Consider the following 24,426-nt stretch of genomic DNA (forward strand, 5'->3'; position numbering starts at 1 on the left):
ATGTCCCGACTCAATCCCCGGCAACAAGAAGCCGTGAACTACGTCGGCGGCCCTCTTTTGGTGCTCGCCGGTGCTGGCTCCGGCAAGACCAGCGTGATCACGCGCAAGATCGCTCACCTCATTCAGAACTGTGGCATCCGTGCGCAGTACATCGTCGCCATGACCTTTACCAACAAGGCGGCGCGGGAAATGAAGGAGCGGGTCGGCACCCTGCTGCGAGCCGGTGAAGGACGTGGCCTTACGGTTTCGACGTTCCACAACCTGGGCTTGAACATCATCCGCAAGGAACATGCGCGCATGGGTTACAAGCCGGGTTTCTCGATCTTTGACGAGACCGACGTCAAGGCGCTGATGACCGACATCATGCAGAAGGAATACTCGGGCGACGACGGCGTCGACGAGATCAAGAACATGATCGATTCCTGGAAAAACGACCTGATCCTGCCTGCAGAAGCCCTGGCCAACTCGCGCAACCCCAAGGAGCAGACCGCCGCCATCGTCTACACCCACTACCAGCGCACGCTCAAGGCGTACAACGCGGTGGACTTCAACGACCTGATCCTGCTGCCGGTGAAGCTGTTCCAGGAACATGCCGACATCCTCGAAAAGTGGCAGCACAAGGTCCGTTACCTGTTGGTGGACGAATACCAGGACACCAACGCCAGTCAGTATCTGCTGGTGAAGATGCTCATCGGCACCCGCTGCCAGTTCACCGTGGTGGGCGATGACGACCAGTCGATTTACGCCTGGCGCGGCGCGCGGCCGGAAAACCTGATGCTGCTCAAGGACGATTACCCGTCGCTGAAAGTGGTGATGCTGGAACAAAACTACCGCTCCACGAGCCGCATTCTGCGCTGCGCCAACGTGCTGATCGCCAACAACCCCCACGCGTTCGAAAAACAGCTGTGGAGCGAGATGGGTCACGGCGACGAAATCCGCGTCATCCGCTGCAAGAACGAAGACGCCGAAGCCGAGCGCGTGGCGGTCGAGATTCTCAGTTTGCACTTGCGCACCGACCGGCCTTACAGCGATTTCGCGATCCTCTATCGCGGTAACTATCAGGCCAAGCTCATCGAGCTGAAGCTTCAACACCACCAGATTCCGTATCGCCTGTCGGGCGGCAACAGCTTCTTCGGGCGTCAGGAAGTGAAAGACCTGATGGCCTATTTCCGCCTGCTGGTGAACCCGGATGACGACAACGCTTTCCTGCGCGTGATCAACGTGCCGCGTCGCGAAATCGGCTCGACCACGCTGGAAAAACTCGGCAATTACGCCACCGAGCGCAAAGTGTCGATGTACGCTGCCACCGACGAGATCGGTCTGGGCGAACATCTGGACAACCGCTTCACTGACCGCCTCAAGCGCTTCAAGCACTGGATGGACGGCGTGCGTCAGCAGTGCGCGACCCAAGACCCGATTGCAGCCCTGCGCAGCATGGTCATGGACATCGATTACGAGAACTGGATTCGTCAGAACAGCTCCAGCGACAAGGCCGCCGATTACCGCATGGGTAACGTGTGGTTCCTGATCGAAGCGTTGAAGAACACGCTGGAGAAAGACGAAGAAGGCGGCATGACCATCGAAGAGGCCATCGGCAAGCTGGTCTTGCGCGACATGCTCGAACGTCAGCAGGAAGAGGAAGACGGCGCCGAAGGCGTGCAAATGATGACGCTGCACGCCTCCAAGGGTCTGGAATTTCCTTACGTGTTCATCATGGGCATGGAAGAGGAAATCCTCCCGCACCGCTCCAGCATCGAGGCCGACACCATCGAGGAAGAGCGCCGTCTGGCCTACGTGGGCATCACCCGCGCCCGTCAGACGCTGGCGTTCACCTTCGCGGCCAAGCGCAAGCAATACGGTGAGATCATCGACTGCCTGCCCAGCCGATTCCTCGACGAACTGCCCCCGGATGATCTGGCCTGGGAAGGCAACGACGACACACCGACCGAAGTGAAAGCCGTTCGCGGCAATACGGCACTGGCGGACATTCGCGCCATGCTGAAAAGATAAACCGACATTTCGCGCATTTGCGCCCTGAGGAACAGCAACGTGGAAGCACTGCACAAGAAAATTCGCGAGGAAGGCATCGTACTTTCCGACCAGGTCCTGAAGGTCGACGCGTTTCTCAACCATCAGATCGACCCGGTCCTGATGCAGCAGATCGGTGACGAGTTCGCCACGTTGTTTGCCGATTCGGGCATTACCAAGATCGTCACCATCGAAGCGTCGGGCATCGCCCCGGCGGTGATGACCGGCCTGAAACTGGGCATTCCGGTGATCTTCGCGCGCAAGCACCAGTCGCTGACCCTGACCGAAAACCTGTTCTCGGCGACGGTTTACTCGTTCACCAAACAGACCGAAAGCACCATCGCCATTTCCACCCGGCACCTGACCAGCAGCGACCGCGTGCTGATCATCGATGACTTTTTGGCCAACGGTAAGGCGTCTCAAGCGCTGATTTCGATCATCAAACAGGCGGGCGCGACTGTGGCCGGTTTGGGCATCGTGATCGAGAAGTCCTTCCAGGGTGGCCGCGCGGAGCTGGACGCGCAGGGCTATCGTGTAGAGTCATTGGCACGGGTGAAATCGCTGAACGGCGGCGTGGTGACGTTCGTCTAAACACTGGCCCATGGGCGGCAGGCATTGGTCATTGTACGAGTGAGCTTGCTCGCGATTCCGGTTTACCAGACACGTCTTCATCAACTGGCACACCTTGATCGCGAGCAAGCTCACTCCTACAGGTAGCTGCCAACAAACGGAGATAAGCATGAACATCGGTGAAAAACTGAGCGTAGAAGCGTTCTTCGACCTGCACACCTGGACCATCAGCTACCTGGTTGTGGACCGCTCGACCCTCAAGGCCGCGCTGATCGACAGCGTGCTGGATTACGATCACAAATCCGGGCGCACCAAGACCGAGTCGGCGGACAAGCTGATCGCCCGCGTGCGTGAGCTGGGCGTGTCGGTGGAATGGATTCTGGAAACCCACGTCCACGCCGATCATGTCTCCGCAGCGGCGTACTTGAAGGAACAGCTGGGTGGGACGGTCGCCATCGGCAGCCACATCACCCGCGTGCAGAAAGTCTTCGGCACGCTGTTCAACGCCAAAGGCGAGTTCGCCCGCGACGGCAGCCAGTTTGACCGGCTGCTGGAGGATGACGCGCATTTCCAGATCGGCACCCTGCACGCCCGCGCGATGCACACCCCCGGCCACACCCCTGCGTGCATGACCTACCTGATCGAAGTGGATGGCGAAATCGTGGCCTTCGTCGGCGACACGCTGTTCATGCCGGATTACGGCACGGCGCGCTGCGACTTCCCCGGTGCCGATGCGCGCATGCTCTACCGTTCAATTGGCAAGATCCTCGCCCTGCCGTCGCAAACCCGCCTGTTCATGTGCCACGACTACCTGCCAAACGGGCGCGAGTTGATGTACATGACCACCGTCGCCGAGCAGCGCGCCAACAACATTCATATTCACGAAGGCATCGACGAAGATGCCTTCGTGCAGATGCGTGAAACCCGCGACGCCACCCTCGACATGCCCGTGCTGATCCTGCCATCGGTGCAGATCAACATGCGCGGCGGCCACCTGCCGGAGCCGGAAGACAACGGCGTGCGGTATTTGAAAGTGCCGATTAACGCGTTGTGAGTGCTGATGCGCTCGCAACCCCGACCTGTAGGAGCGAATTCATTCGCGAATTGATGGTTCAGCCGCTGCATCTTTATCGGATGTACCGGCCAATCGCGAATGAATTCGCTCCTACAGAAGATTTCCGCTCGGTCCATCCACCGATTCGCTCCCACCGGGACCTGCTAGAAGGCGCTTTTCCCAGATGAATGAACACGAACTGATCGGAGCCGGCCTCGGTACGGTCATTGGAGCGGTACTCGCGCTGACGGGTGCGGGCGGCGGCATTCTTGCGGTGCCGTTGCTGGTATTTGGTCTGGGTCTGACGATGGTTGAAGCCGCGCCGGTCGGGCTGTTGGCGGTTGGCCTGGCGGCAGCGGTGGGCGCGCTGTTGGGGTTGCGTCAGGGCATCGTGCGGTATCGCGCAGCGTTGTTCATCGCCGGGATCGGCATCTGCCTTTCGCCGGTCGGATTGTGGCTCGCGCATCGTCTGCCCAACACGCCCCTGGCGCTTGGGTTCTCGCTGGTGTTGCTGTACGCCTGCGGGCGCATTTTCAGGAAAGCCACGCTCGAACTGCGCCACGGCAAACCCGCCGAACGCGCAGCGTTTCTGCCTTGCGTGCTCAACCCCCTCGAAGGCCGTCTGCGCTGGACCCTCCCCTGCGCCCGCTTTCTGGCGATCACCGGGATGCTGTCCGGTTTGCTCTCGGGACTGTTGGGCGTCGGCGGCGGTTTCGTGATCGTTCCGGCACTGACCCGCTACACCGACCTGAACCTGAAAAGCATCGTCGCGACCTCACTGGCCGTGATCGCGCTGGTGTCCACCGGCAGTGTCATCACGGCCAGCGTCACGGGCGCGATGCATTGGGCCGTGGGGTTGCCTTTCGCCGTGGGTGCTGTTGTAGGGCTGGTGGCGGGTCGGCAGGTGGCAGGATTTCTGGCAGGGCCTCGCTTGCAGCAGCTGTTCGCGATCAGCGGGTTCTGCGCGGCCGCGTTGTTGATCGTCAAGACTGTCTCCTAACGCCCCTGTAGGGATGCACTGATCTATCGCGCCTGACGCAACTTCATGTAGGAGTGAGCTTGCTCGCGATTGCGGTGTGTCAGTCACTGAATAAGCGGCAGACCACGCGTCATCGCGAGCAAGCTCACTCCTACAGGAGGATCGCATGTGACGTCGGATAGCTAACCAACCGTCGCCTGCAATCCCGCCAGCAACAGCCGCTGATACAGCTCCTCCCGCAGCCCTTGTGGATCATCCAGCCCCATGCGCCGCAGGTGTTCAGGAAACGCCTTCGGCTCCGGCGCCTCAAGGGTCGCCTTGCCCAATTCGATAATCTCCGTGAGCTTGAACTTGCTCTTCAACCAGTTCAGCGCCCGCAGCAAATCACGCTCTTCAGCACCGAAATCACTGCCCAGCGGGTATTCGACGAACAACGCCGGGAAACGGTCGCGAATGTCTTTCAATCGCTCCGGCGTGTTTTGGGTAAACAGCGGGTCGAGACGAAAGCCCTTCGGCAGCTTTCCGGCCTTCTGCGCCTGATCGATCAGCGCAGGCTGAAAGCGTGAATCAGTAATGTTGAGCAACGCTTCGATCACCGCCGCGTCAGTCTTGCCGCGCAAATCCGCAATGCCGTATTCGGTGATCACAACGTCCCGCAGGTGTCGGGGAATGGTGGTGTGGCCGTACTCCCAGACGATGTTGGAGCTGACCTCGCCACCGGATTCTCGCCAGCTGCGCAGGATCAGGATCGAACGCGCATCCTCTAGCGCATGGGCCTGAGCGACAAAGTTGTACTGGCCGCCGACGCCACTGACGACGCGACCGTCCTCCAGTTGATCGGAGACCGCAGCACCCAACAGCGTCACGGTGAACGCGCTGTTGATGAACCGCGCATTCCGACGTTGCAGGCGCTTCAGGGTTTCGTCGCCGTACAGCTCGTTGATGTAGCTGATCGCCGTCATGTCGATCTGCGCCATTTGCGCGGGCGAAAACTCGCGCAGGCGCTCGTAAAAACTGCGCGGTCCCAAAAAGAACCCGCCATGAATCAGCACGCCGTTGCTGTGGATCGTTTCGTCCAGCTCGCCCTCGTTGGCCAGCGTTTGCAGTTCGGCAGTGGGATAGACCTTGCGTCGAATGATGCCCGCGTCGAGCAAGACCAACAGGCCGTTGACCAGCATTTCGCTGCAGCCGTACAGACCGGCCGCAAACGGCATGACCCCGCCTTCGGCCTCGATCAGCGGCTTCCAAGTGGAAATACCGTCCAGCTCCGCCAGACACGCGCGATAGGTTTCATTATCGGCCTGACGCGCCAGCAAGGCTGCGGTCAATGCGTCGCCCATCGAACCGATGCCGATCTGCAACGTGCCGCCATCGCGCACCAACGTGCTGGCATACAGGCCAATAAAGTGATCCTGAACGCCCACTGGCATGTTCGGTGTCGAGAACAGCGTGCTGCGCTCTTCGTGCTCGATCAGCAGGTCAAATGTGTCGGTGCTGACCTCGGCGTTGCCCGGCATATAGGGGAGATCAGCGTGCACATGACCCAGCACCAGAATGGTTTCCCCTGCGGCGCGGCGCTTTTCCAGCATCCGCAAGAGGTCGAGAGTAATGTCCGGGTTGCAGCTGAGGCTCATGTGCTCAGGGCGCGCCGGGTCGTGGGCGATCAATTGCGCAATGAGGTTCAAGCCGCTGGCGTTGATGTCCCGCGCTGCGTGGCTGTAGTTGCTGCTGACGTAGTCCTGCTGCGCCTGCGCACTGCCCAGCAGACTGCCCGGCTGCATGAAAAACTGCTCGACCTGGACGTTCGGCGGCAGGCTGCTTTTGTGCAAGTCGGCGAGGAAATCCAGCTCGGGGTAATCGCCGAACACGCGCTCCAGAAAAGGCTCAAGAAAACGCCCCTGCAAACCATCGCCCGCTTTAGGGCGCCCCAGACACAGCGCGGTGTAAATCGTCAGTTGCCGGTCCGGCAGGGATTTGATGCGGGCATACAGCGCGTTGGCGAAGCGATTGGGCTTCCCCAGCCCCAAGGGCATCCCCATGCGAATGTGCGTCGGCAGCTCGGCCAACACGTGATCGACGGCTTGCTCGATCGAGCAGGAATGCGGCATCCGGCCTCTCCTGGTTTGTTATTCGATGGAGCTTGGACCGGGGATGAGCGGGAATTGCTGCATGAATGCCGTAACCCGTACCTGTAGGAGTGAGCTTGCTCGCGATCAAGGGCGATCAGTCAATGCATTTGCGCGTGATACCCAGCCATCGCGAGCACGCTCACTCTTACAAAAATCCGATCAGTCGCGGCGGGTATCGATATTCACGAGTTTGTCTTCAATGAACTTGAGGTGCTGAAACGCGCCGTTGCGCGGTCCGTAGACCCATAGGCTGACTTTGACGGCGTTCAGGCGAGGTACGCCATTGACGCGCGCCGCGGACATCTGATCAACGCTGCTATCAGGCGGCCCGCACTTGTCGCGCACCACCGCAGCCGTGTCGCCCAGGCTGATTAGCGCAGTACCGCAGCGCATCGTAGCGTTCGCAGTCCCCGCGAACAGCAACAGGGAAAACCCCAGCAACCACGACGCTCTGAACATCCAACGGTATTTCCCTGAATCGTGACTTACCGCCATCAAAGCCCCGACATTTTCTTGATCGCGCCCTTCAGCTCGTCATCCGAGCAGTCCGCGCAAGTGCCTTTCGGGGGCATGGCGTTGATGCCGGTGATCGCCTTGGCGAGCAACCCATCGAGGCCGCCCTGCTCCTTGGCGCGTTTGCCCCAGTCAGCGCTGTCGCCGATTTTTGGCGAGCCTAGCAGACCGGTGCCGTGGCAGGCGTTGCAGTGTTTGCCGATCACATCATCCGGAGATTTGGCGCCGCCCGCTCCCCCTGCTGTGGCGGCAACGTCCATGCCCGGACATTCCTTGCCTTGAATGCAGACTTGTCCGACCGGTTCCAGTCGTTTGGCGAGGTCATCCTGAGTGGAGGCCTGGGCGGCGAACACCCAGTAGGCGAGCAGTGCAAGGGCCGTCAGGATCTTATTGGTATGGTTCACGCTCTCACCCTCATGGTGGCTATCACGTCCCTGCCGTCACGGTAGTCTGCAGGTGGCGAAAGTATAGCTCGTTGGTCGTCACATCCCTGTGCGAAGCAGGGCTGTCGGCGCGTCGACCTTGGCTTCGAGCTGAACCGCTGTCCCCCGCCTTACGCAGGGGATGGGTGTCACCGATCAGAAATTCGCGGGCGTTGCAGCGCTGATGAGTCGCGCTGGCACGTCGAACGGATTACGAAAGCGATGAGGTCGTGTGCTTTCAAAATAGTAGCTGTCGCCCGCTTCGAGCACATAGGTATCGAGCCCGACCACCAGCTCAAGGCGGCCTTCGACCAGAATCCCGGTTTCTTCGCCTTCATGAACGAGCATTTCCTCGCCGGTGTCGGCGCCTGGCGGGTAGACCTCGGTCAGAAACGCAATCGCCCGGTCGGGGTGGGACTTGCCGACCAGTTTCATGGTGACAGCGCCGTCCGAAATATCGATCAGTTCGCTGGCCTTGTAGACCACTTGGGTCGGATTCTCAGGCTCCAGCTCTTCGGAAAAGAACTCCACCATGGACATCGGGATGCCGCCCAGCACCTTGCGCAGTGAGCTGATCGAGGGGCTGACGCTATTTTTCTCGATCATCGAAATGGTGCTGTTGGTCACGCCCGCTCTTTTGGCGAGTTCACGTTGCGACAGACCTTTGAGTTTGCGAATGGATTGCAGTCGTTCACCGACGTCCAATGCGGGGGTCCTCCTGTTAATCAAGCACGGTCAAGTGGTCGCCATGATGGCAACAGCGTTCAGTATTTACAACACTTGAGCCCATTGCCAGATTAGCAAAGAGACTGGCGGCCACCAGGGGCCGCAACGGGATACAGCGAGCGGTGCGCTCAGCACCCGGAATAGAGCCTTGGCACGCGTTTCAGGTTGCAGAAAATCTGATACGGAATGGTGCCTGCATGGGCCGCGACGTCACTGGCCAGGATGTTTTTGCCCCAGAGCTCGACGCGACTTCCCAGACCGGCACCTGGCACGTTGGTGAGATCGACACAAAGCATGTCCATTGACACACGGCCCAGCAACTGGCTGCGATGGCCGTCGATCAAAACCGGCGTACCGGTAGGCGCTTGGCGCGGATAACCATCGGCATAACCCATCGCGACCACGCCAATGCGCATGGTGCGGTCAGTGACAAACGCGCCGCCGTAGCCCACCGGCTCACCGGCAGGCAGTTCGCGCACGCAGATGACTTTCGACTCCAGGGTCATGACCGGCTGAAGACGATCGGCCACCGACTGCGGCTGATCGAAAGGGGTCGCGCCGTACAGCATGATGCCCGGACGCACCCAGTCGCTGGGCACGCTCGGCCAACCCATTACACCCGGCGAGTTGCGCAGACTCAGTTCTGCCCCCAGCCCTGCGCGAGCCGACTGGAATATCGCAACCTGTTCATCGGTGCGCACGCTGTCCAACTCATCAGCACGAGCAAAGTGAGTCATCAGCACGACCTTGCCGACTGTGTTCGTCGCCAGCAAACGCTGATAGGTCGCTTGATATTCAGCCGGGTGAATGCCGACGCGGTGCATGCCCGAGTCCATTTTCAGCCAGATATTCAGCGGCTTGCCGACCGCAGCCTTTTCAATGGCCTCCAACTGCCACAGCGAATGCACCACGCACCAGAAATCATGCTCGACGATCAGCGCCAGTTCATCCGCTTCGAAAAAGCCTTCGAGCAGCAGAATCGGCGCACCGATCCCGGCCTGACGCAGCTCCAGCGCTTCTTCGATACAGGCCACGGCAAAACCGTCCGCTTCGGCTTCCAGCGCCTGCGCCACGCGCACCGCACCATGGCCGTAGGCGTCAGCCTTGATCACAGCGAGGGCCTTGGCGCCGGTGGTTTCACGAGCCAGTTGGTAGTTGTGGCGAAGGGCTTGAAGATCGATGAGGGCGCGGGCTGGACGCATGGGGGTGGGGCTCAGGTCTAAAGGTATTCGGATGGTAGGAGTGAGCTTGCTCGCGATCGCGTTGTGTCAGCCAATGATCCAGCACAGATACAACGCATTCGCGAGCAAGCTCACTCCTACAGGGACGGTGTAACGGCGGCGATTTATGGCAGTGCAGCGATCACCGACATCTCGATCAGCACATTGGGCGCGGCCATCTTCGCTTCGACGGTGGCACGGGCAGGCGCGACCCCTTTTGGCAGCCAGGTGTCCCAGATGCCGTTCATGGTGGCGAACTGTGAGCCGATGTCATTCAGGTAAATCGTCACCGACAACAGGCGGCTCTTGTCGGTGCCCGCAAGATCCAGCAGGCGCTCGATGTTGCCCAGCACTTCGCGGGTTTGCTGCTCGATCCCTGCGGTCAGATCGTTACCCACTTGCCCCGCGAGGTACGCGGTGCCGTTGTGCACGACGATCTGGCTCATGCGTTCATTGGTGAGCTGGCGCTGTACTGACATGTTTGGCGATCTCCTTGGAACTTCCATAGCGGGAAATATCGAGGCCTTCGGCGCTGATCTGCGGTTGTTTGCGGGCGATCAGATCGGCCAGCAAACGACCGGAGCCGCACGCCATGGTCCAGCCCAATGTTCCGTGGCCGGTATTGAGGAACAAATTGCGGAACGGCGTGGCACCGACGATAGGGGTGCCGTCTGGCGTGGCAGGACGCAAACCGGTCCAGAAACTGGCCTCGCTCAGATTGCCGCCCTGAGGATAGAGATCGTTGACGATCATCTCCAGCGTTTCACGTCGGCGCGGGTTGAGCGACAGGTCAAAACCGGCGATTTCCGCCATGCCACCCACGCGAATGCGGTTGTCGAAACGGGTGATCGCGACCTTGTACGTCTCGTCGAGAATGGTCGACGTCGGCGCCATCGCCGGGTTGGTGATCGGCACCGTCAGCGAGTAGCCCTTGAGCGGGTACACCGGGGCCTTGATGCCCAGTGGCTTGAGCAACTGCGGCGAGTAGCTGCCCAGTGCCAGCACGTAGCGATCAGCGGTTTCGAGTTTGCCGTTGATGCGCACGCCGTTAATCCGGTCGCCCGCAAAATCAATCGACTCGATGGACTGGCCGAAACGGAATTCAACGCCTAACTTCACACACATCTCGGCCAGACGTGTCGTGAACAGCTGGCAGTCGCCAGTCTGGTCGTTTGGCAGCCGCAGGGCACCGGAGAGAATATTGCTGACGCTGGCCAGTGCGGGTTCGACGCGGGCGATGCCTTGGCGGTCGAGCACTTCGTATGGCACACCGGCTTGTTCGAGGACGGCGATGTCTTTGGCGGCGTTGTCCAGTTGTTCCTGTGTGCGGAACAGCTGAGTCGTGCCCAATGTGCGCTCCTCATAGGCGATGCCGGTCTCGGCCCGCAGCTCGTCCATGCAATCGCGGCTGTATTCGGACAGGCGCACCATGCGCTCTTTGTTCACGGCATAACGGCTTTGGGTGCAGTTGCGCAGCATTTGCGCCATCCATAGGTACTGATCGATGTCGCCGGTGGCCTTGATGGCCAGCGGCGCGTGGCGTTGCAGCAACCATTTCATCGCTTTGAGAGGAACGCCCGGTGCGGCCCATGGCGATGCATAGCCCGGCGAGACCTGCCCGGCGTTGGCGAAGCTGGTTTCCAAAGCGGCGGCGGGCTGACGATCGACGACCGTCACCTCAAACCCCGCGCGGGCCAGGTAGTAAGCACTGGTAACACCGATTACGCCACTTCCAAGGACCAGAACGCGCATGTTGATTTCCTCATCGCGGATATCCGCTGACGTTTTGAAGTTTCAAGCCAGAATGTGCGCAGTATAAAAAGCAATGAGCAGTGCTTTTCACTATATAAATGCCTATATTCGGCGGTAATTCTCGGCAACCAACCCATTCGCAGAGGGGGTTTCAATGCGCACCCAACACCAGTCAAAACGTGAGCTGGATAAAATCGACCGCAACATCCTGCGCATTCTGCAAGCCGACGGCCGAATCTCGTTCACGGAACTGGGAGAACGCGTGGGCCTGTCCACCACGCCATGCACGGAGCGAGTCCGCAGGCTTGAGCGCGAAGGCATCATCATGGGCTACAACGCCCGCCTCAATCCGCAGAACCTCAAGGCGAGTCTGCTGGTATTTGTCGAGATCAGCCTGGACTACAAATCGGGCGACACTTTCGAGGAATTCCGCCGAGCGGTCCTTAAACTGCACCACGTGCTGGAGTGCCACTTGGTGTCGGGGGATTTTGACTATCTGGTGAAGGCGCGCATTTCCGAGATGGCGTCTTACCGCAAGCTGCTGGGCGACATCCTGCTCAAGCTGCCCCACGTGCGGGAATCGAAGAGTTACATCGTGATGGAAGAGGTGAAAGAGAGCTTGAATCTGCCGATCCCGGAATGACGGCGATCAGACCAGGACCTGCCGCGTTGTGGCGATGAAATCGTGCACCTGCTTTTCGACGCGCGGGTGGATCAAGGTCTCGGGACGGCGCCCGTTCGGGCACGGTAAGCTCGCCGTGGTGCCGAACAGACGGCAGATCAGGGGGCGTTCGTCGTAGACCGTGCAGCCGTTCGGCCCCAGGTGCACGCAATTCAGCTCATTGAGCGCCGCCTCCTGTTCCGCCGCGGTCTTGCGCGGCAAACGCGCCATCTCTTCGGAAGAGGTGGTCACGGGTCCGCAGCAATCGTGACAGCCAGGTACACATTCGAACGACGGAATCTGCCGCCGCAAATCGCGGATTTTCTGGCTGTTGCAGCTCATCGCGTGAGATTCCCCTGTGAAAGCCGACATTGTGCCCCAGGCGAATCGCAAACCAACAGCGATGTACCAACCTGTAGGAGCGAATTTATTCGCGAGGCGCCGGTGCAGACAACACATCTCAATCGTCCGGCCTATTTTTCGCGAATGAATTCGCTCCCACAGGTTAATGCACTGCGTTGCCCTAGCTCAGCGCCCGAGTGCCTTGCCCCGCCTGCCCACCCCCGCTACCCTCCGTAAAATTTTCCAAACAGTCACGCAGGGACCGACCGCATGAATGCTTCCCGCCATGCCGCATCGTATTACGCCGCCAGCAGCCACGCTCAGCCTGACCACCCGGCCCTCGCAGGCGAACTGACGGTCGATGTGTGCGTGGTCGGCGGCGGGTATTCGGGGCTGAACACTGCCATCGAACTGGCCGAGCGGGGATTGAGCGTGGCGCTGCTGGAAGCGCACAAAATCGGGTGGGGCGCGAGCGGACGCAACGGCGGCCAGTTGATTCGCGGGGTGGGTCATCACGTCGAGCGCTTTCGCGATGTGATCGGTGCCGAAGGCGTGCGACAGCTCAAACTCATGGGCCTTGAGGCGGTAGAGATCGTCCGCGGGCGCGTCGAGAAATATCAAATCGACTGCGACCTGACGTGGGGTTACTGCGACCTGGCCAACAAGCCCAGGGAATTCGAAGGTTTCGCTGAAGATGCCGAAGAACTGCGAGGCTTGGGCTATCGTCGCGAACTCAAGTTGATCCAGCCCGAGGACATCCGCAGCGTGATCGACTCTGGCAACTACGCGGGCGGCCTGCTCGACATGGGGTCGGGCCATCTTCATCCGCTGAATCTGGCGCTCGGAGAAGCACGTGTCGCGCAGTCTCTCGGTGTGCAATTGTTCGAACACTCGGCCGTGACCCGTCTGGAATACGGCCCTCAAGTGAAGGTGCACACGGCCCAAGGTGTGGTGCGCGCCAATACGCTGGTGCTGGGTTGCAATGCCTACCTGAACGGCCTCGATCCAACGCTGAGCGGCAAAGTTCTCCCGGCCGGCAGCTACATCATCGCCACCGAGCCGTTGGGCGAAGAACTCGCTCGGCAATTGCTGCCCCTCAATACAGCCATGTGCGATCAACGAGTGGCGGTGGATTATTTCCGGCTTTCGGCAGACCGCCGACTGCTGTTCGGCGGCGCCTGCCACTACTCCGGTCGCGACCCGCAGGACATTGCGGCGTACATGCAGCCGAAGATGCTCAAAGTGTTCCCGCAGCTTAAGGACGTGAAGATCGATTTTCAGTGGGGCGGAATGATTGGCATCGGCGCCAATCGGTTGCCGCAGATCGGGCGGCTCAAGGAGCATTCGAACGTGTACTACGCGCAGGCGTATTCAGGCCACGGCGTGAATGCCACGCACTTGGCGGGCAAGTTGCTGGGCGAGGCCATCAGTGGCCAGCAGAGCGGCGGATTTGATCTGTTTGCAAAAGTCCCGCACATGACTTTCCCGGGCGGGAAGCATTTGCGTTCGCCATTGTTGGCGTTGGGGATGCTGTGGCATCGGATGAAGGAGCTGATCTGAATCTTCGTACCATACTGTAGGAGTGAGCTTGCTCGCGATAAGGCTGTATCTATCACAGTACCGTTGGCAGCAAGAACCCTATCGCGAGCAAGCTCACTCCTACAGAAGCCGCGTTCAGTGCCTGACTTTTCACCCCCTCCAAAACGGTTTCATCCCTTCACGCCTCGCTTGCTCATAGGTGAGGCCGACATCACGCAACTGATCATCCGTCAGCCCCAACAGCGCCTGCCGTGTACGCCGACGATGCTGAAACAGACCCAACAGGCTCAGCCCTTTCGGCGCATTCACCCGTACGGTCGCTTCCTGTTGCTGAACCAGCTCCCGCGCATACAGCGTTAACCGAACATCGCTCATCCCGCTCATTTCCAGACACCTCATCATGGGTTTCAAGTGAGTCCATGATGCGTCTGTATGGAAAACCATTACAGATCCAAAGATTTCAAATTTTTTGCATACAAAAACGTCACTTCTCTGCCTGAATGCTGTATTTTCGCCCCATCTGTATCGGTCAACCGACGGAACTGCGCGGGAGTACGCCATGACCCTCTACGTTAATCTTGCCGAACTGCTCGGCACACGCATCGAGAACGGCTTTTATCGGCCGGGCGATCGCCTGCCATCGGTTCGGGCGTTGAGCCTTGAACACGGCGTCAGTCTCAGCACCGTTCAACAGGCGTATCGCTTGCTGGAAGACAACGGCCTGGCCTCTCCCCGTCCCAAATCCGGTTATTTCGTGCCCGCTGGCCGTAAGACTCCGGCCCTGCCCGCTGTGGGACGTCCGGCGCAAAGGCCTGTGGATATCTCCCAATGGGACCAAGTGCTGGAGCTGGCGCGCGCCGCGCCAAGCCCGGACGTCGTGCAATTGGCGCGCGGCATGCCGGACATCACCAGCCCGACGCTGCGCCCGCTCACCCAAGCCCTTGGCAAAATCAGTCGTCGCCACGACATGCCGGGGCTCTACTACGACAATATCTACGGCACCGAATGCCTGCGCGAGCAGGTGGCGCGCCTGTTGCTGGATTCGGGCACACGCGTCGGCCCTGACGATCTGGTGATCACCACCGGCGCACAGGAAGCGTTGGCGGTCAGCATTCGCTCGATCTGCGAGCCCGGCGACATCGTTGCCGTGGACTCCCCAAGCTTTCACGGTGCCATGCAGGCACTCAAAGGCTTGGGCATGAAGGCGCTGGAAATCCCCACCGACCCCATCACCGGCATCAGCCTCGACGCGCTGGAACTTGCGCTCGAACAGTGGCCGATCAAAGCCATACAGTTGACCCCGAGCTGCAATAACCCCATGGGCTACAACATGCCCGAAGAGCGCAAACGGGCGTTGCTGACCCTCGCGCAGCGTTTCGACGTGGCGATCATCGAAGACGATGTGTATGGCGATCTGGCGTATACCTACCCACGCCCGCGCACGATCAAATCCTTCGACGAAGACGGACGCGTCCTGCTTTGCAGTTCGTTTTCGAAGACCCTGGCGCCGGGTTTGCGGGTTGGCTGGATTGCACCGGGCCGCTACCTGGACCGTGTGCTGCACATGAAATACATCAGCACTGGTTCTACGGCGACCCAGCCGCAGCTGGCAATTGCCGACTTTCTGAAGAACGGCCACTACGAACCCCACATGCGCCGGATGCGCGGCCAATATCAGCGCAGCCGCGACCTGATGACCGATTGGGTCACGCGCTACTTTCCAGAGGGCACGCGGGTCAGCCGTCCACAAGGCGGGTTCATGCTGTGGATCGAAATGCCTGAGGGCTTCGATTCCCTGCGACTGAATCGTGCACTGGAGGGCCAAGGCGTACAGATCGCGGTCGGCAATATTTTTTCGGCGTCGGGCAAGTACAGAAACTGCCTGCGCATGAACTTTGCCGCCAAGCCTACGCCGCAGATCGAGGACGCCGTGCGCAAGGTAGGGGCCACGGCGGCCCGGTTAATGGCCCACGCTGAAACGCCAGTGACTTAACCTTTGGCGGAAAATGCGGTCATATCGCCATGACGTGACTTCCGGATGACGCCGTTGACGAAAACATGGGCACTGCCCCTCCTTTTGGCCTTTGCCCTCGGCATCAGCGGCTGCGCGAGCAGGTCTTCGCAGCAGGACGGCCCGAGCCAGGCATTGCCCGCGTCGGCCTCGCCTTTCGGGCGCTCGATCCTGGCGGAAGCGGCGCCCTATGGCGGGCGCTCGGGTTTCCGGCTGCTGCCCAACAGCACTGAGGCCTTCATGGCCCGTGCCGAGTTGATTCGAAACGCCAAGACCAGCCTCGATTTGCAGTACTACATCGTCCACGACGGACTCAGCACCCGGGCGCTGATCGATGAATTGCTCAAGGCCGCCGACCGAGGCGTGCGCGTGCGCATTTTGCTGGACGACACCACCAGCGACGGGCTGGACGAGGTCATTGCCACCCTCGCCGCCCACCCGAACATCCAGATTCGGCTGTTCAACCCGCTCAATCTGGGGCGCAGCACCGGGGCCACGCGCTCGCTCGGCCGCCTCTTCAATCTGTCCCAGCAGCACCGGCGCATGCACAACAAGCTATGGCTGGCGGACAGCGCCGTCGCCATCGTCGGCGGACGCAATCTTGGCGACGAGTATTTCGACGCCGAACCCAACCTTAATTTCACCGATATCGACATGCTTAGCGTCGGGCCCGTGGCCGAGCAGTTGAGCCACAGTTTCGATCAATACTGGAACAGCACCCTGAGCAGGCCGGTGGACGATTTCATCTATTGGCCGCCCGACACCAAGGACCTCGCCGAAGCGCGCAAGCGGCTGGACGCGTCGCTGGAGCAGGCTCACGTCGAGAAAAAAGCGTTATACGAACGGTTGATGGCCTACAAAGATCAGCCGCGTTTGAAGACCTGGCTGAACGAGCTGATCTGGGCGCACAACCAAGCTCTGTGGGACGCGCCGACCAAGGTGCTGTCCCGTGGCGATCCCGATCCCCACTTGCTGCTGACCACGCAGCTGAGCCCCGACCTGATGAACGTGCATCAGGAGCTGATGATGATCTCGGCCTACTTCGTGCCGGGACCGGAAGGTCTGACATACCTCACGGGCCTTTCCGACAAAGGCGTGTCGGTAAACCTGCTGACCAATTCGCTGGAGGCGACGGACGTGCCCGCCGTCCACGGCGGTTACGCACCCTATCGCAAGGCGTTGCTGGCCCACGGCGTGAAGCTGTTTGAACTTCGCCGTCAGCCTGGCGACCCGAGCAATGCGCGAGGCAGCGGCCCCCGGTTTCTGCGCACCAAAACCCTTAAAGGCGGTTCCGAATCCAGCCTGCACAGCAAGGCGATGATTTTTGACCGGCAGAAAATCTTCGTCGGCTCATTCAACTTCGACCCCCGCTCCGTGCTGTGGAATACCGAGGTCGGCGTGCTGGTCGACAGTCCCGAACTCACTGAATACCTGCGCGAACTGGCCTTGCAAGGTATGGCGCCTGCGATCAGCTACCAGGCCAAATTGGAGAATGATCGCGTGGTCTGGGTCACCGAGGACAACGGCAAAATACACACGCTGTACAAGGAGCCCGGGGACTGGTGGCGCCGACTGAACGCGTGGTTCAGCAGCGCCGTGGGACTGGAGCGGATGCTTTAAGCAGCGACCGGCTGCGCACCGAACGCCTGTGGGCGTTGCGACAGGATCACCAGACCCAGCGCGCCTGCGGCCATCAGCAAGGGCAGCGCCTGACCGCTGATCCACTGGCTGCCGGCTCCCGCTGCCAACGGCCCCAACAGACAGCCGATGCCCCAAAGCTGCGCGACATGGGCATTAGCCCGCACCAGCGCATCATCGCGATAACGCTCGCCGATCAGAATCAGCGACAGCGTGAACAACCCACCCGCACTGGCGCCGAACAGCACCCACAGCGGCCAGATGGCGATGGTGTCGACCAGCAACGGGATCGCCAGACTCGACAGCATCAACGCCAGCGCACAGCCCGAGAACAGGCCCCGCCGAGAAATCTTGTCCGCCAGTGCGCCAATCGGAAGTTGCAGCAACGCATCGCCCACCACCACGGTACTGACCATCGCCAGCGCAATCTCGGGCGTGAAGCCTTGCTGCAGGCAGTACACCGGCAGCAGTGTCAGAATCATCGCTTCGAAACCGGCGAACAGCGCGATGGCCCACGCGATAGCGGGCAGCTTCTGACAGAAACCACCGAGGTCTCGCAGGGAAACGTGGCTGGATTCTGCGCTTGGCGCGCCGGATCGGCCCAGAAGCAAAAGAGGTGAAGTCGCGAGCAGTGCGGTGCCGACCCAGAAGCCGTAATCGTGCTCAGTGCCAATCCCGCCGAGCAGCAACGGGCCGCCCAACTGACTGAGGGCGTAGCAGCTGCCATACAGCGCAACAAGTTTGCCGCGCAGGTTTTCGGTTACCAGTTGGTTGATCCAGCTTTCGCCGAGGATGAAGACCATGGTCAGGATCACCCCGAGCATCAGGCGCAACACCAGCCAGATCCAGTAATGGGGCAGCAGCGCCAGCAAACCGACCGATATCGACCCTCCCCACAAACACAGACGCATCACGTTCGCGGTGCCAAGGGCGGACGCCAACCGGCTGGCCAGACTGGCCCCCAGCAATACACCAATGGCAGGCATCGCGGCCATGACGCCGATGGCAAAGGCGCCGTAACCCCAGGCTTCGAGGCGCAACGACACCAGCGGCATGCTCACGCCCAGCGCCAGACCGACGCTCAACACGGACGACAGCACCGCGAAATAAGTACCCCAACGCATCACCACGCTCCTGTGGCTTAAAGGGAAGAGACGAAACAGCCGGGCTTTTGGGAAGCCCGGCTGTCCTGAAAAGCGAGTCGTTTGAATAACCAAAGGGCAGTGGTAACACCCTGTAGGAGCGAATTCATTCGCGATTGGCCGGTACATTCGATGCATCTTCACCGGATCTACAGCCGCATCGCGAATGAATTCGCTCCTACAGTTGAACTCGTGTCCGCTCGAATCGCGCTTACAACTTAATCCACGTCGCCTTCAACTCAGTGTACTTGTCGAACGCATGCAGCGATTTGTCGCGGCCATTGCCGGATTGCTTGAAGCCGCCAAATGGAGCGGTCATGTCGCCGCCGTCGTACTGGTTCACCCACACGCTTCCTGCACGTAACGCGCGGGCGGTCAGGTGGGCCTTGGACAGATCGGAGGTCCACACCGCCGCCGCCAGGCCGTACGGCGTGTCGTTGGCGATCTGCACCGCTTCTTCTGCGGTGTCGAACGTCAGCACCGACAGGACTGGGCCAAAAATTTCTTCCTGAGCGATCTTCATGGCATTGGTCACGCCGTCGAAAATCGTTGGCTCGACATACGTGCCGCCCGTCTCTTGCAGAATGCGCTTGCCACCCGCGACCAGCTTGGCGCCATCGGTATGGCCCGCCTCGATATACGACAGCACGGTGTTCATCTGCTGCGTGTCCACCAGCGCGCCGACGTTGGTGGCCGGGTCCAGCGGATTGCCCGGCTTCCAGACCTTGAGGGCCTCGATCACCATCGGCAAGAATTTATCCTTGATCGAACGCTCCACCAGCAGACGCGAACCTGCGGTGCACACTTCGCCCTGGTTGAAGGCAATGGCGCTGGCAGCCGACTCGGCAGCAGCCTTGAGGTCCGGCGCGTCGGCGAACACGATGTTCGGGCTTTTGCCACCGGCTTCCAGCCACACGCGCTTCATGTTCGACTCGCCCGAGTACACCAGCAGTTGCTTGGCAATCTTGGTCGAGCCGGTGAACACGACAGTGTCGACGTCCATGTGCAGCGCTAGCGCCTTGCCGACGGTGTGACCGTAGCCAGGCAGCACGTTGAGTACACCTGCCGGAATACCAGCTTCGATGGCCAGTTTTGCAACGCGGATGGCGGTCAGCGGGGATTTTTCGGAAGGCTTGAGCACCACCGAGTTACCGCTCGACAGCGCAGGGCCGAGTTTCCAGCACGCCATCATCAGCGGGAAGTTCCACGGCACGATGGCCGCAACGACGCCAATAGGCTCACGGGTGACCAGACCCAATTGATCGTGGGGAGTGGCTGCGACTTCGTCGTACAGTTTGTCGATGGCCTCGCCGCTCCAGCTCAACGCGCGTGCGGAGCCCGGAATGTCGATGCCATAGGAGTCGCTGATCGGCTTGCCCATGTCGAGGGTTTCAAGCAGCGCCAGCTCTTCTTTATTTTCATCGAGCAATGCGGCGAAGCGAATCATCGCAGCCTTGCGCTTGGTCGGGGCCAGACGTGACCAGACACCGGACTCGAATGTGGCGCGGGCGCTTTCTACTGCACGCTGGGCATCGGCGACGTCACTGCTGGCCACTTTTGCGAGGAAACGACCGTCGACCGGGCTGATGCAGTCGAAGGTGGCGCCGGACGCGGCGTCAGTGTATTCACCATTGATGAAGGCACGGCCTTCGATTTTTAACGCCTGGGCGCGTTTTTCCCAGTCAGCGTGAGTCAGGGTGGTCATGAAACGTCCTCCTCCAATGAATGTGCGCGCCCTCGCGCTCGTGGTCCGTGCTTCAGAGGCGTCGCTTGATGAGCTGCCGGATCGGCCAAAGGCATCCGTCCACCCTAAACCAGCGCCAGGGGAATTTCCAATATATTGGACAAAAAGACCTAAAACGACGTTTTATCGTGCATTTTATTCAACAGACCAGTTCAATAGTGACCAAACGAGCGCGGCACTATCGCCGACAGTACCTATCCAATCACCCTCTTCCACCGCTGTTTCAGGAGCCAGGACATGAGCATCGAGAGCATCGTCGACTTCAGCGAAGCCAACACCCACGCCGAGCGTTTCAAGCCCGCCGCAGAAAAGATCCTCAAGGGCGACCCGGAGCAGACTGTGTACAACCACTACGACAGCCCGTGCGGGCAAATGAACGCCGGGGTGTGGGAAGGTGAAATCGGGCAATGGACGGTGAACTACACCGAACACGAATACTGCGAAATCGTGCAGGGCGTGTCGGTGTTGCGCGATGAGGAAGGCAACGCCAAGACGCTGCGCGCAGGGGATCGCTTTGTGATCCCGGCGGGGTTCAAAGGCACATGGGAAGTGCTGGAGCCGTGCCGCAAAATTTATGTGGTGTTCGAACAGAAGGCTTGAAGCCCCACCACCTTGTAGGAGGCAAGATTCCAGATCGCGCCCACAAAAAAGCCCGCATCGCTGCGGGCTTTTTCGTAAGAGGCGAAAATCAATTACTTGATCTTGGCTTCTTTGTAGATCACGTGCTTACGAGCAACCGGATCGAATTTTTTAATTTCGATTTTGTCCGGGGTAGTGCGCTTGTTCTTGTCGGTGGTGTAGAAGTGGCCGGTGTTAGCGGTCGACACCAAACGGATCAATTCACGCATGATTTTCTCCCTTAAACCTTAGCGCCATCACGGCGAATTTCGGCCAGAACGACATCAATGCCGCGCTTGTCGATGATACGCATGCCTTTAGCAGATACGCGCAGACGTACAAAGCGTTTCTCGCTCTCAACCCAGAAGCGGTGATGCTGCAGGTTTGGCAGGAAACGACGACGGGTTTTGTTGTTTGCGTGGGAAATGTTATTCCCGGTTACCGGACCCTTACCGGTAACTTGACATACTCTCGACATGCCTCAGCCCTCTAAAACCACATGCCCAACCCGGCATGGGTTGGCCGCTTAATCTCTCAGTCATGGCGCTAGGCGCCGCGTTTCTTCAGGGGTCTTACCGGCCACACCTACGAAGAAGGAAGCGGGCCCCTAGAAAAGAGCGCTGCTTTATACCAGAAAGCCTTTCACGCAACAACACAAACGACGCATGACCTGCAAGAAACGCCCGAATTTCCGGCTGACAAGGCCAGCGGCAAAGGGCGGGAGGCGAAATATACCACTCGTCGCGCCAGATAGATTGTCCTCTGTCTATCCGTGGTCTAGGGTAACTCCCTCTCCAGACTGCGCCGGCAGATGGGCTATCTCTGAAAGGAAAATCGCCATGCGCCTAGCTGTTTTACCCTTTTTGCTTGCGTCCCTGGGCGCGCCTTTGATGGCACAGGCCGCCACCAGCCTGAGCGTGTGCACCGAAGCCAGCCCGGAAGGGTTCGACGTGGTGCAGTATAACTCGCTCACCACGACCAACGCCTCGGCCGACGTGCTGATGAATCGTCTGGTGGACTACGACGCCCAGACAGGCAAGCTGGTGCCCAGCCTGGCAGAGAGCTGGAGTGTCTGGCCGGACGGCCTGACCTACGACTTCAAACTGCGCTCGGGCGTGAAATTCCATCACACTGAGTACTTCACGCCGACCCGCGGCTTCAACGCTGATGACGTGGTGTTCAGCTTCCAGCGCATGCTTGACCCGGCCAATCCGTGGAACAAGGTCGCGGTGCAGGGCTTTCCTCACGCCCAGTCGATGCAATGGCCCTCTCTGATCAAGAAGATCGAAGCGCCTGACGCCAACACCGTACGCATTACCCTGGACCACCCTGACGCCACCTTCCTTGCCACCTTGAGCATGGGTTTCGCTTCTATTTATTCCGCGGAATACACCGCACAACTGATGAAAGCTGGCACACCCGAGAAGCTCAACAGCGAGCCAATCGGCACCGGACCGTTCGTTTTCAAACGCTTCCAGAAGGACTCGGTGGTGCGTTACACCGCCAACCCTGACTACTTCGCAGGCAAACCGGCGGTCGATACGCTGCTGTACGCGATCACGCCGGACGCCAATGTGCGCCTGCAGCGGATCAAGCAGAACGAATGCCAGATCGCCCTCTCGCCCAAGCCTCTGGATGTCACCGAAGCGGCCAAGGATTCGAACCTGCAGGTCGAAAAAACGGACGCGTTCATGACCGCTTTCCTGGCGATCAACAGCCAACATCCTCCGCTGGACAAGCCGGAAGTGCGTCAGGCAATCAACCTCGCGTTCGATAAGGATACGTACCTCAAGGCGGTGTTCGAAGGCTCGGCGCGGGCCGCCAATGGCGTGTATCCGCCTAACACATGGGGGTATGCCAGCGATTTGCCGGGGTACAAGCATAATGTCGCCAAGGCGAAGGAGTTGCTGGCGAAGGCGGGTCTCAAAGACGGCTTCAAGACCACGATCTGGACGCGTCCGTCCGGCAGTCTGCTCAACCCGAACCCCAGTGCAGGTGCGCAGTTGCTGCAAAATGACCTCGCGGCTGTCGGTATCAAGGCCGAGATCAAGGTCATCGAATGGGGCGAGCTGATTCGTCGCGCCAAGACCGGCGAGCACGATCTGCTGTTCATGGGTTGGGCGGGCGACAATGGCGACCCGGATAACTTCCTGACGCCGCAGTTCTCGTGCGCGGCGGTGAAATCCGGCACCAACTTCGCGCGCTATTGCGATGAGGGTCTGGACAAGCTGATCAGCCAGGGCAAGGCCGTGACCGATCAGGGGCAACGCAGCAAGCTCTACCATCAGGTGCAGGAGCAGATTCAGAAACAAGCGCTGTGGCTGCCGCTGGCTCACCCAACCGCCTTCGCCCTGGCTCGTAATAACGTGCTGGGGTATGACGTCAGCCCGTTTGGGCGGCAGGACTTCTCCAAGGTAACGGTGAAGTAACGCGCGGCATAATCAAACAGGAAGGCAAACCGTAGTAGGAGTGAGCTTGCTCGCGAGACGTCTTTTCAGACCTCCATATCTTCGTCGTCTGAGATACCCATCGCGAGCAAGCTCACTCCTACAGAGGGACCCGGACAGAACCTCTCTCTTACATCAACCCCAATTCCACCAATGACATCGGGTCTCCATCCCCGACGATCAGGTGATCGACGACCACCACATCGATCATCGCCAAGGCATTTTTCAGCAGCTCCGTCAGTTCAACATCCTCTTCACTCGGCTCGCACACGCCGGACGGGTGGTTGTGGCAGAGGATGACCGCCGCCGAATTATGCGCCAGCGCCCGTTTGACCACCTGTCGCGGGTGAACATGCGCGACATTGATCGACCCCTGAAACAGCGCTTCGAACGCCTGAACCCGGTTTTTGCTGTCCAGAAACAAGCAACCGAACACTTCATGAGGCTCGTCTCTCAGCAACGCTTTGAGATAGGTGCGAACTTGTCCAGGGCTTTTCAGCGCAGACCCACGCTTGAGATTCTCGCCCATATGCCGCTTGGCCATTTCCATGACCGCTTGCAACTGAGCGTATTTGGCGGGCCCTAGCCCCAATTCGGCGCTGAACGCGGGCAGGTTGGCCTCCAGCAACGCACGCAGGCTGCCGAACTGCGTCAGTAGGTGACGCGCAAGGTCCACAGCGCTCTTCCCTGATACGCCGGTGCGCAGAAAAATAGCGAGCAATTCGGCGTCGGAAAGACTTGATGCCCCCCGCTCCAACAGCTTCTCCCGAGGCCGCTCCGCTGCAGGCCAATCACGAATACTCATAGCACCTCCCTGACTGTGGGCGCCGCTGTTCCCGTGCGGTCGCTGTGCTATCTTAGCCATCTTTTTTACGCGTCGACCCGGCCTCG

24 protein-coding genes are annotated in these 24,426 nt (G+C 59.9%); 10 read left to right on the top strand and 14 right to left on the bottom strand.

Annotated elements, in window-relative coordinates:
- The 4 genes from rep to AAEO81_RS00020 all read left to right on the top strand — a co-directional run bounded on the left by rep (position 1) and on the right by AAEO81_RS00020 (position 4,652).
- Entirely contained in the window at positions 1 to 2,010 is a 2,010-nt protein-coding gene (gene rep / locus AAEO81_RS00005; RefSeq protein ID WP_341960882.1) for a DNA helicase Rep, read from the top strand.
- 39 nt (positions 2,011 to 2,049) lie between these two features.
- Entirely contained in the window at positions 2,050 to 2,619 is a 570-nt protein-coding gene (locus AAEO81_RS00010; protein ID WP_166594063.1) for a xanthine phosphoribosyltransferase, read from the top strand.
- A gap of 148 nt (positions 2,620 to 2,767) precedes the next feature.
- Positions 2,768 to 3,652 (top strand): MBL fold metallo-hydrolase, encoded by an 885-nt coding sequence (locus tag AAEO81_RS00015; RefSeq protein WP_341960883.1) that lies wholly within the window; start codon positions 2,768 to 2,770, stop codon positions 3,650 to 3,652.
- A 184-nt stretch (positions 3,653 to 3,836) separates the two neighbouring features.
- Positions 3,837 to 4,652, top strand: a complete 816-nt coding sequence (locus AAEO81_RS00020; RefSeq protein ID WP_341960884.1) for a sulfite exporter TauE/SafE family protein — start codon at positions 3,837 to 3,839, stop codon at positions 4,650 to 4,652.
- Positions 4,653 to 4,813: 161 nt separating this feature from the next.
- On the opposite strand, the gene AAEO81_RS00025 is transcribed toward AAEO81_RS00020, so the two are convergent.
- The 7 genes from AAEO81_RS00025 to dadA all read right to left on the bottom strand — a co-directional run bounded on the left by AAEO81_RS00025 (position 4,814) and on the right by dadA (position 11,393).
- Positions 4,814 to 6,739 carry an acetyl-CoA hydrolase/transferase C-terminal domain-containing protein gene (locus AAEO81_RS00025; RefSeq protein WP_341960885.1) on the bottom strand — a complete coding sequence of 642 codons (1,926 nt, stop codon included), beginning with the start codon at positions 6,737 to 6,739 and terminating at the stop codon, positions 4,814 to 4,816.
- A 180-nt stretch (positions 6,740 to 6,919) separates the two neighbouring features.
- Complete coding sequence (locus AAEO81_RS00030) at positions 6,920 to 7,219, bottom strand: DUF2845 domain-containing protein (protein ID WP_341960886.1); 300 nt, start codon at positions 7,217 to 7,219, stop codon at positions 6,920 to 6,922.
- Positions 7,220 to 7,254: 35 nt separating this feature from the next.
- Complete coding sequence (locus tag AAEO81_RS00035) at positions 7,255 to 7,677, bottom strand: c-type cytochrome (RefSeq protein WP_341960887.1); 423 nt, start codon at positions 7,675 to 7,677, stop codon at positions 7,255 to 7,257.
- 174 nt (positions 7,678 to 7,851) lie between these two features.
- Positions 7,852 to 8,400, bottom strand: a complete 549-nt coding sequence (locus AAEO81_RS00040; protein WP_074754671.1) for a cupin domain-containing protein — start codon at positions 8,398 to 8,400, stop codon at positions 7,852 to 7,854.
- 149 nt (positions 8,401 to 8,549) lie between these two features.
- A complete protein-coding gene (alr, locus tag AAEO81_RS00045) occupies positions 8,550 to 9,623 on the bottom strand; it encodes an alanine racemase (RefSeq protein WP_341960889.1) in 1,074 nt (357 codons plus the stop codon).
- Between the two features lie 143 nt (positions 9,624 to 9,766).
- Positions 9,767 to 10,120, bottom strand: coding sequence for a RidA family protein (locus tag AAEO81_RS00050; RefSeq protein WP_166594057.1), 354 nt, complete (start codon positions 10,118 to 10,120; stop codon positions 9,767 to 9,769).
- Positions 10,092 to 11,393: a D-amino acid dehydrogenase gene (gene dadA / locus AAEO81_RS00055; RefSeq protein ID WP_166594056.1), complete on the bottom strand. Its 1,302-nt coding sequence runs from the start codon at positions 11,391 to 11,393 to the stop codon at positions 10,092 to 10,094. The genes AAEO81_RS00050 and dadA overlap by 29 nt, the downstream gene beginning before the upstream one ends.
- A 154-nt stretch (positions 11,394 to 11,547) precedes the next feature.
- On the opposite strand from dadA, the gene AAEO81_RS00060 reads away from it, so the two are divergent.
- Positions 11,548 to 12,036, top strand: a complete 489-nt coding sequence (locus AAEO81_RS00060) for an AsnC family transcriptional regulator (RefSeq protein ID WP_166594055.1) — start codon at positions 11,548 to 11,550, stop codon at positions 12,034 to 12,036.
- A 6-nt stretch (positions 12,037 to 12,042) separates the two neighbouring features.
- Here AAEO81_RS00060 and AAEO81_RS00065 read toward each other — a convergent pair whose 3' ends face one another.
- Positions 12,043 to 12,396 carry a YkgJ family cysteine cluster protein gene (locus tag AAEO81_RS00065; RefSeq protein ID WP_166594054.1) on the bottom strand — a complete coding sequence of 118 codons (354 nt, stop codon included), beginning with the start codon at positions 12,394 to 12,396 and terminating at the stop codon, positions 12,043 to 12,045.
- Positions 12,397 to 12,666: 270 nt separating this feature from the next.
- Between AAEO81_RS00065 and AAEO81_RS00070 the strand changes: the two genes are divergently transcribed.
- A complete protein-coding gene (locus AAEO81_RS00070) occupies positions 12,667 to 13,956 on the top strand; it encodes an FAD-binding oxidoreductase (RefSeq protein WP_341960894.1) in 1,290 nt (429 codons plus the stop codon).
- Positions 13,957 to 14,085: 129 nt separating this feature from the next.
- On the opposite strand, the gene AAEO81_RS00075 is transcribed toward AAEO81_RS00070, so the two are convergent.
- Complete coding sequence (locus AAEO81_RS00075; RefSeq protein WP_341960896.1) at positions 14,086 to 14,319, bottom strand: DUF1127 domain-containing protein; 234 nt, start codon at positions 14,317 to 14,319, stop codon at positions 14,086 to 14,088.
- 175 nt (positions 14,320 to 14,494) lie between these two features.
- Between AAEO81_RS00075 and AAEO81_RS00080 the strand changes: the two genes are divergently transcribed.
- Both AAEO81_RS00080 and AAEO81_RS00085 read left to right on the top strand, forming a co-directional pair.
- Positions 14,495 to 15,928 (top strand): PLP-dependent aminotransferase family protein, encoded by a 1,434-nt coding sequence (locus AAEO81_RS00080; RefSeq protein WP_341960897.1) that lies wholly within the window; start codon positions 14,495 to 14,497, stop codon positions 15,926 to 15,928.
- A gap of 54 nt (positions 15,929 to 15,982) precedes the next feature.
- Positions 15,983 to 17,566 (top strand): phospholipase D family protein, encoded by a 1,584-nt coding sequence (locus AAEO81_RS00085; protein ID WP_166594051.1) that lies wholly within the window; start codon positions 15,983 to 15,985, stop codon positions 17,564 to 17,566.
- Here the strand turns inward: AAEO81_RS00085 and AAEO81_RS00090 are convergent.
- Positions 17,563 to 18,708: an MFS transporter gene (locus AAEO81_RS00090; RefSeq protein WP_341960898.1), complete on the bottom strand. Its 1,146-nt coding sequence runs from the start codon at positions 18,706 to 18,708 to the stop codon at positions 17,563 to 17,565. The genes AAEO81_RS00085 and AAEO81_RS00090 overlap by 4 nt on opposite strands.
- A gap of 229 nt (positions 18,709 to 18,937) precedes the next feature.
- Positions 18,938 to 20,431 carry an aldehyde dehydrogenase gene (locus AAEO81_RS00095; RefSeq protein ID WP_341960899.1) on the bottom strand — a complete coding sequence of 498 codons (1,494 nt, stop codon included), beginning with the start codon at positions 20,429 to 20,431 and terminating at the stop codon, positions 18,938 to 18,940.
- A gap of 276 nt (positions 20,432 to 20,707) precedes the next feature.
- Between AAEO81_RS00095 and AAEO81_RS00100 the strand changes: the two genes are divergently transcribed.
- Positions 20,708 to 21,070: a cupin domain-containing protein gene (locus AAEO81_RS00100; protein ID WP_166594048.1), complete on the top strand. Its 363-nt coding sequence runs from the start codon at positions 20,708 to 20,710 to the stop codon at positions 21,068 to 21,070.
- Positions 21,071 to 21,162: 92 nt separating this feature from the next.
- Here AAEO81_RS00100 and rpmG read toward each other — a convergent pair whose 3' ends face one another.
- Together rpmG and rpmB are read right to left on the bottom strand one after the other, a co-directional pair.
- Entirely contained in the window at positions 21,163 to 21,318 is a 156-nt protein-coding gene (rpmG, locus tag AAEO81_RS00105; protein WP_062379766.1) for a 50S ribosomal protein L33, read from the bottom strand.
- Between the two features lie 11 nt (positions 21,319 to 21,329).
- Positions 21,330 to 21,566 (bottom strand): 50S ribosomal protein L28, encoded by a 237-nt coding sequence (gene rpmB, locus AAEO81_RS00110; protein ID WP_108236194.1) that lies wholly within the window; start codon positions 21,564 to 21,566, stop codon positions 21,330 to 21,332.
- 361 nt (positions 21,567 to 21,927) lie between these two features.
- On the opposite strand from rpmB, the gene AAEO81_RS00115 reads away from it, so the two are divergent.
- A complete protein-coding gene (locus AAEO81_RS00115; protein WP_341960902.1) occupies positions 21,928 to 23,517 on the top strand; it encodes an ABC transporter substrate-binding protein in 1,590 nt (529 codons plus the stop codon).
- Positions 23,518 to 23,665: 148 nt separating this feature from the next.
- Here AAEO81_RS00115 and radC read toward each other — a convergent pair whose 3' ends face one another.
- Positions 23,666 to 24,340 carry a DNA repair protein RadC gene (radC, locus tag AAEO81_RS00120; protein WP_341960903.1) on the bottom strand — a complete coding sequence of 225 codons (675 nt, stop codon included), beginning with the start codon at positions 24,338 to 24,340 and terminating at the stop codon, positions 23,666 to 23,668.
- Positions 24,341 to 24,426 lie beyond the last annotated feature (86 nt).

It is taken from the genome of Pseudomonas sp. RC10 (assembly GCF_038397775.1).
In the GTDB taxonomy this organism is placed as follows: domain Bacteria; phylum Pseudomonadota; class Gammaproteobacteria; order Pseudomonadales; family Pseudomonadaceae; genus Aquipseudomonas; species Aquipseudomonas bambusae.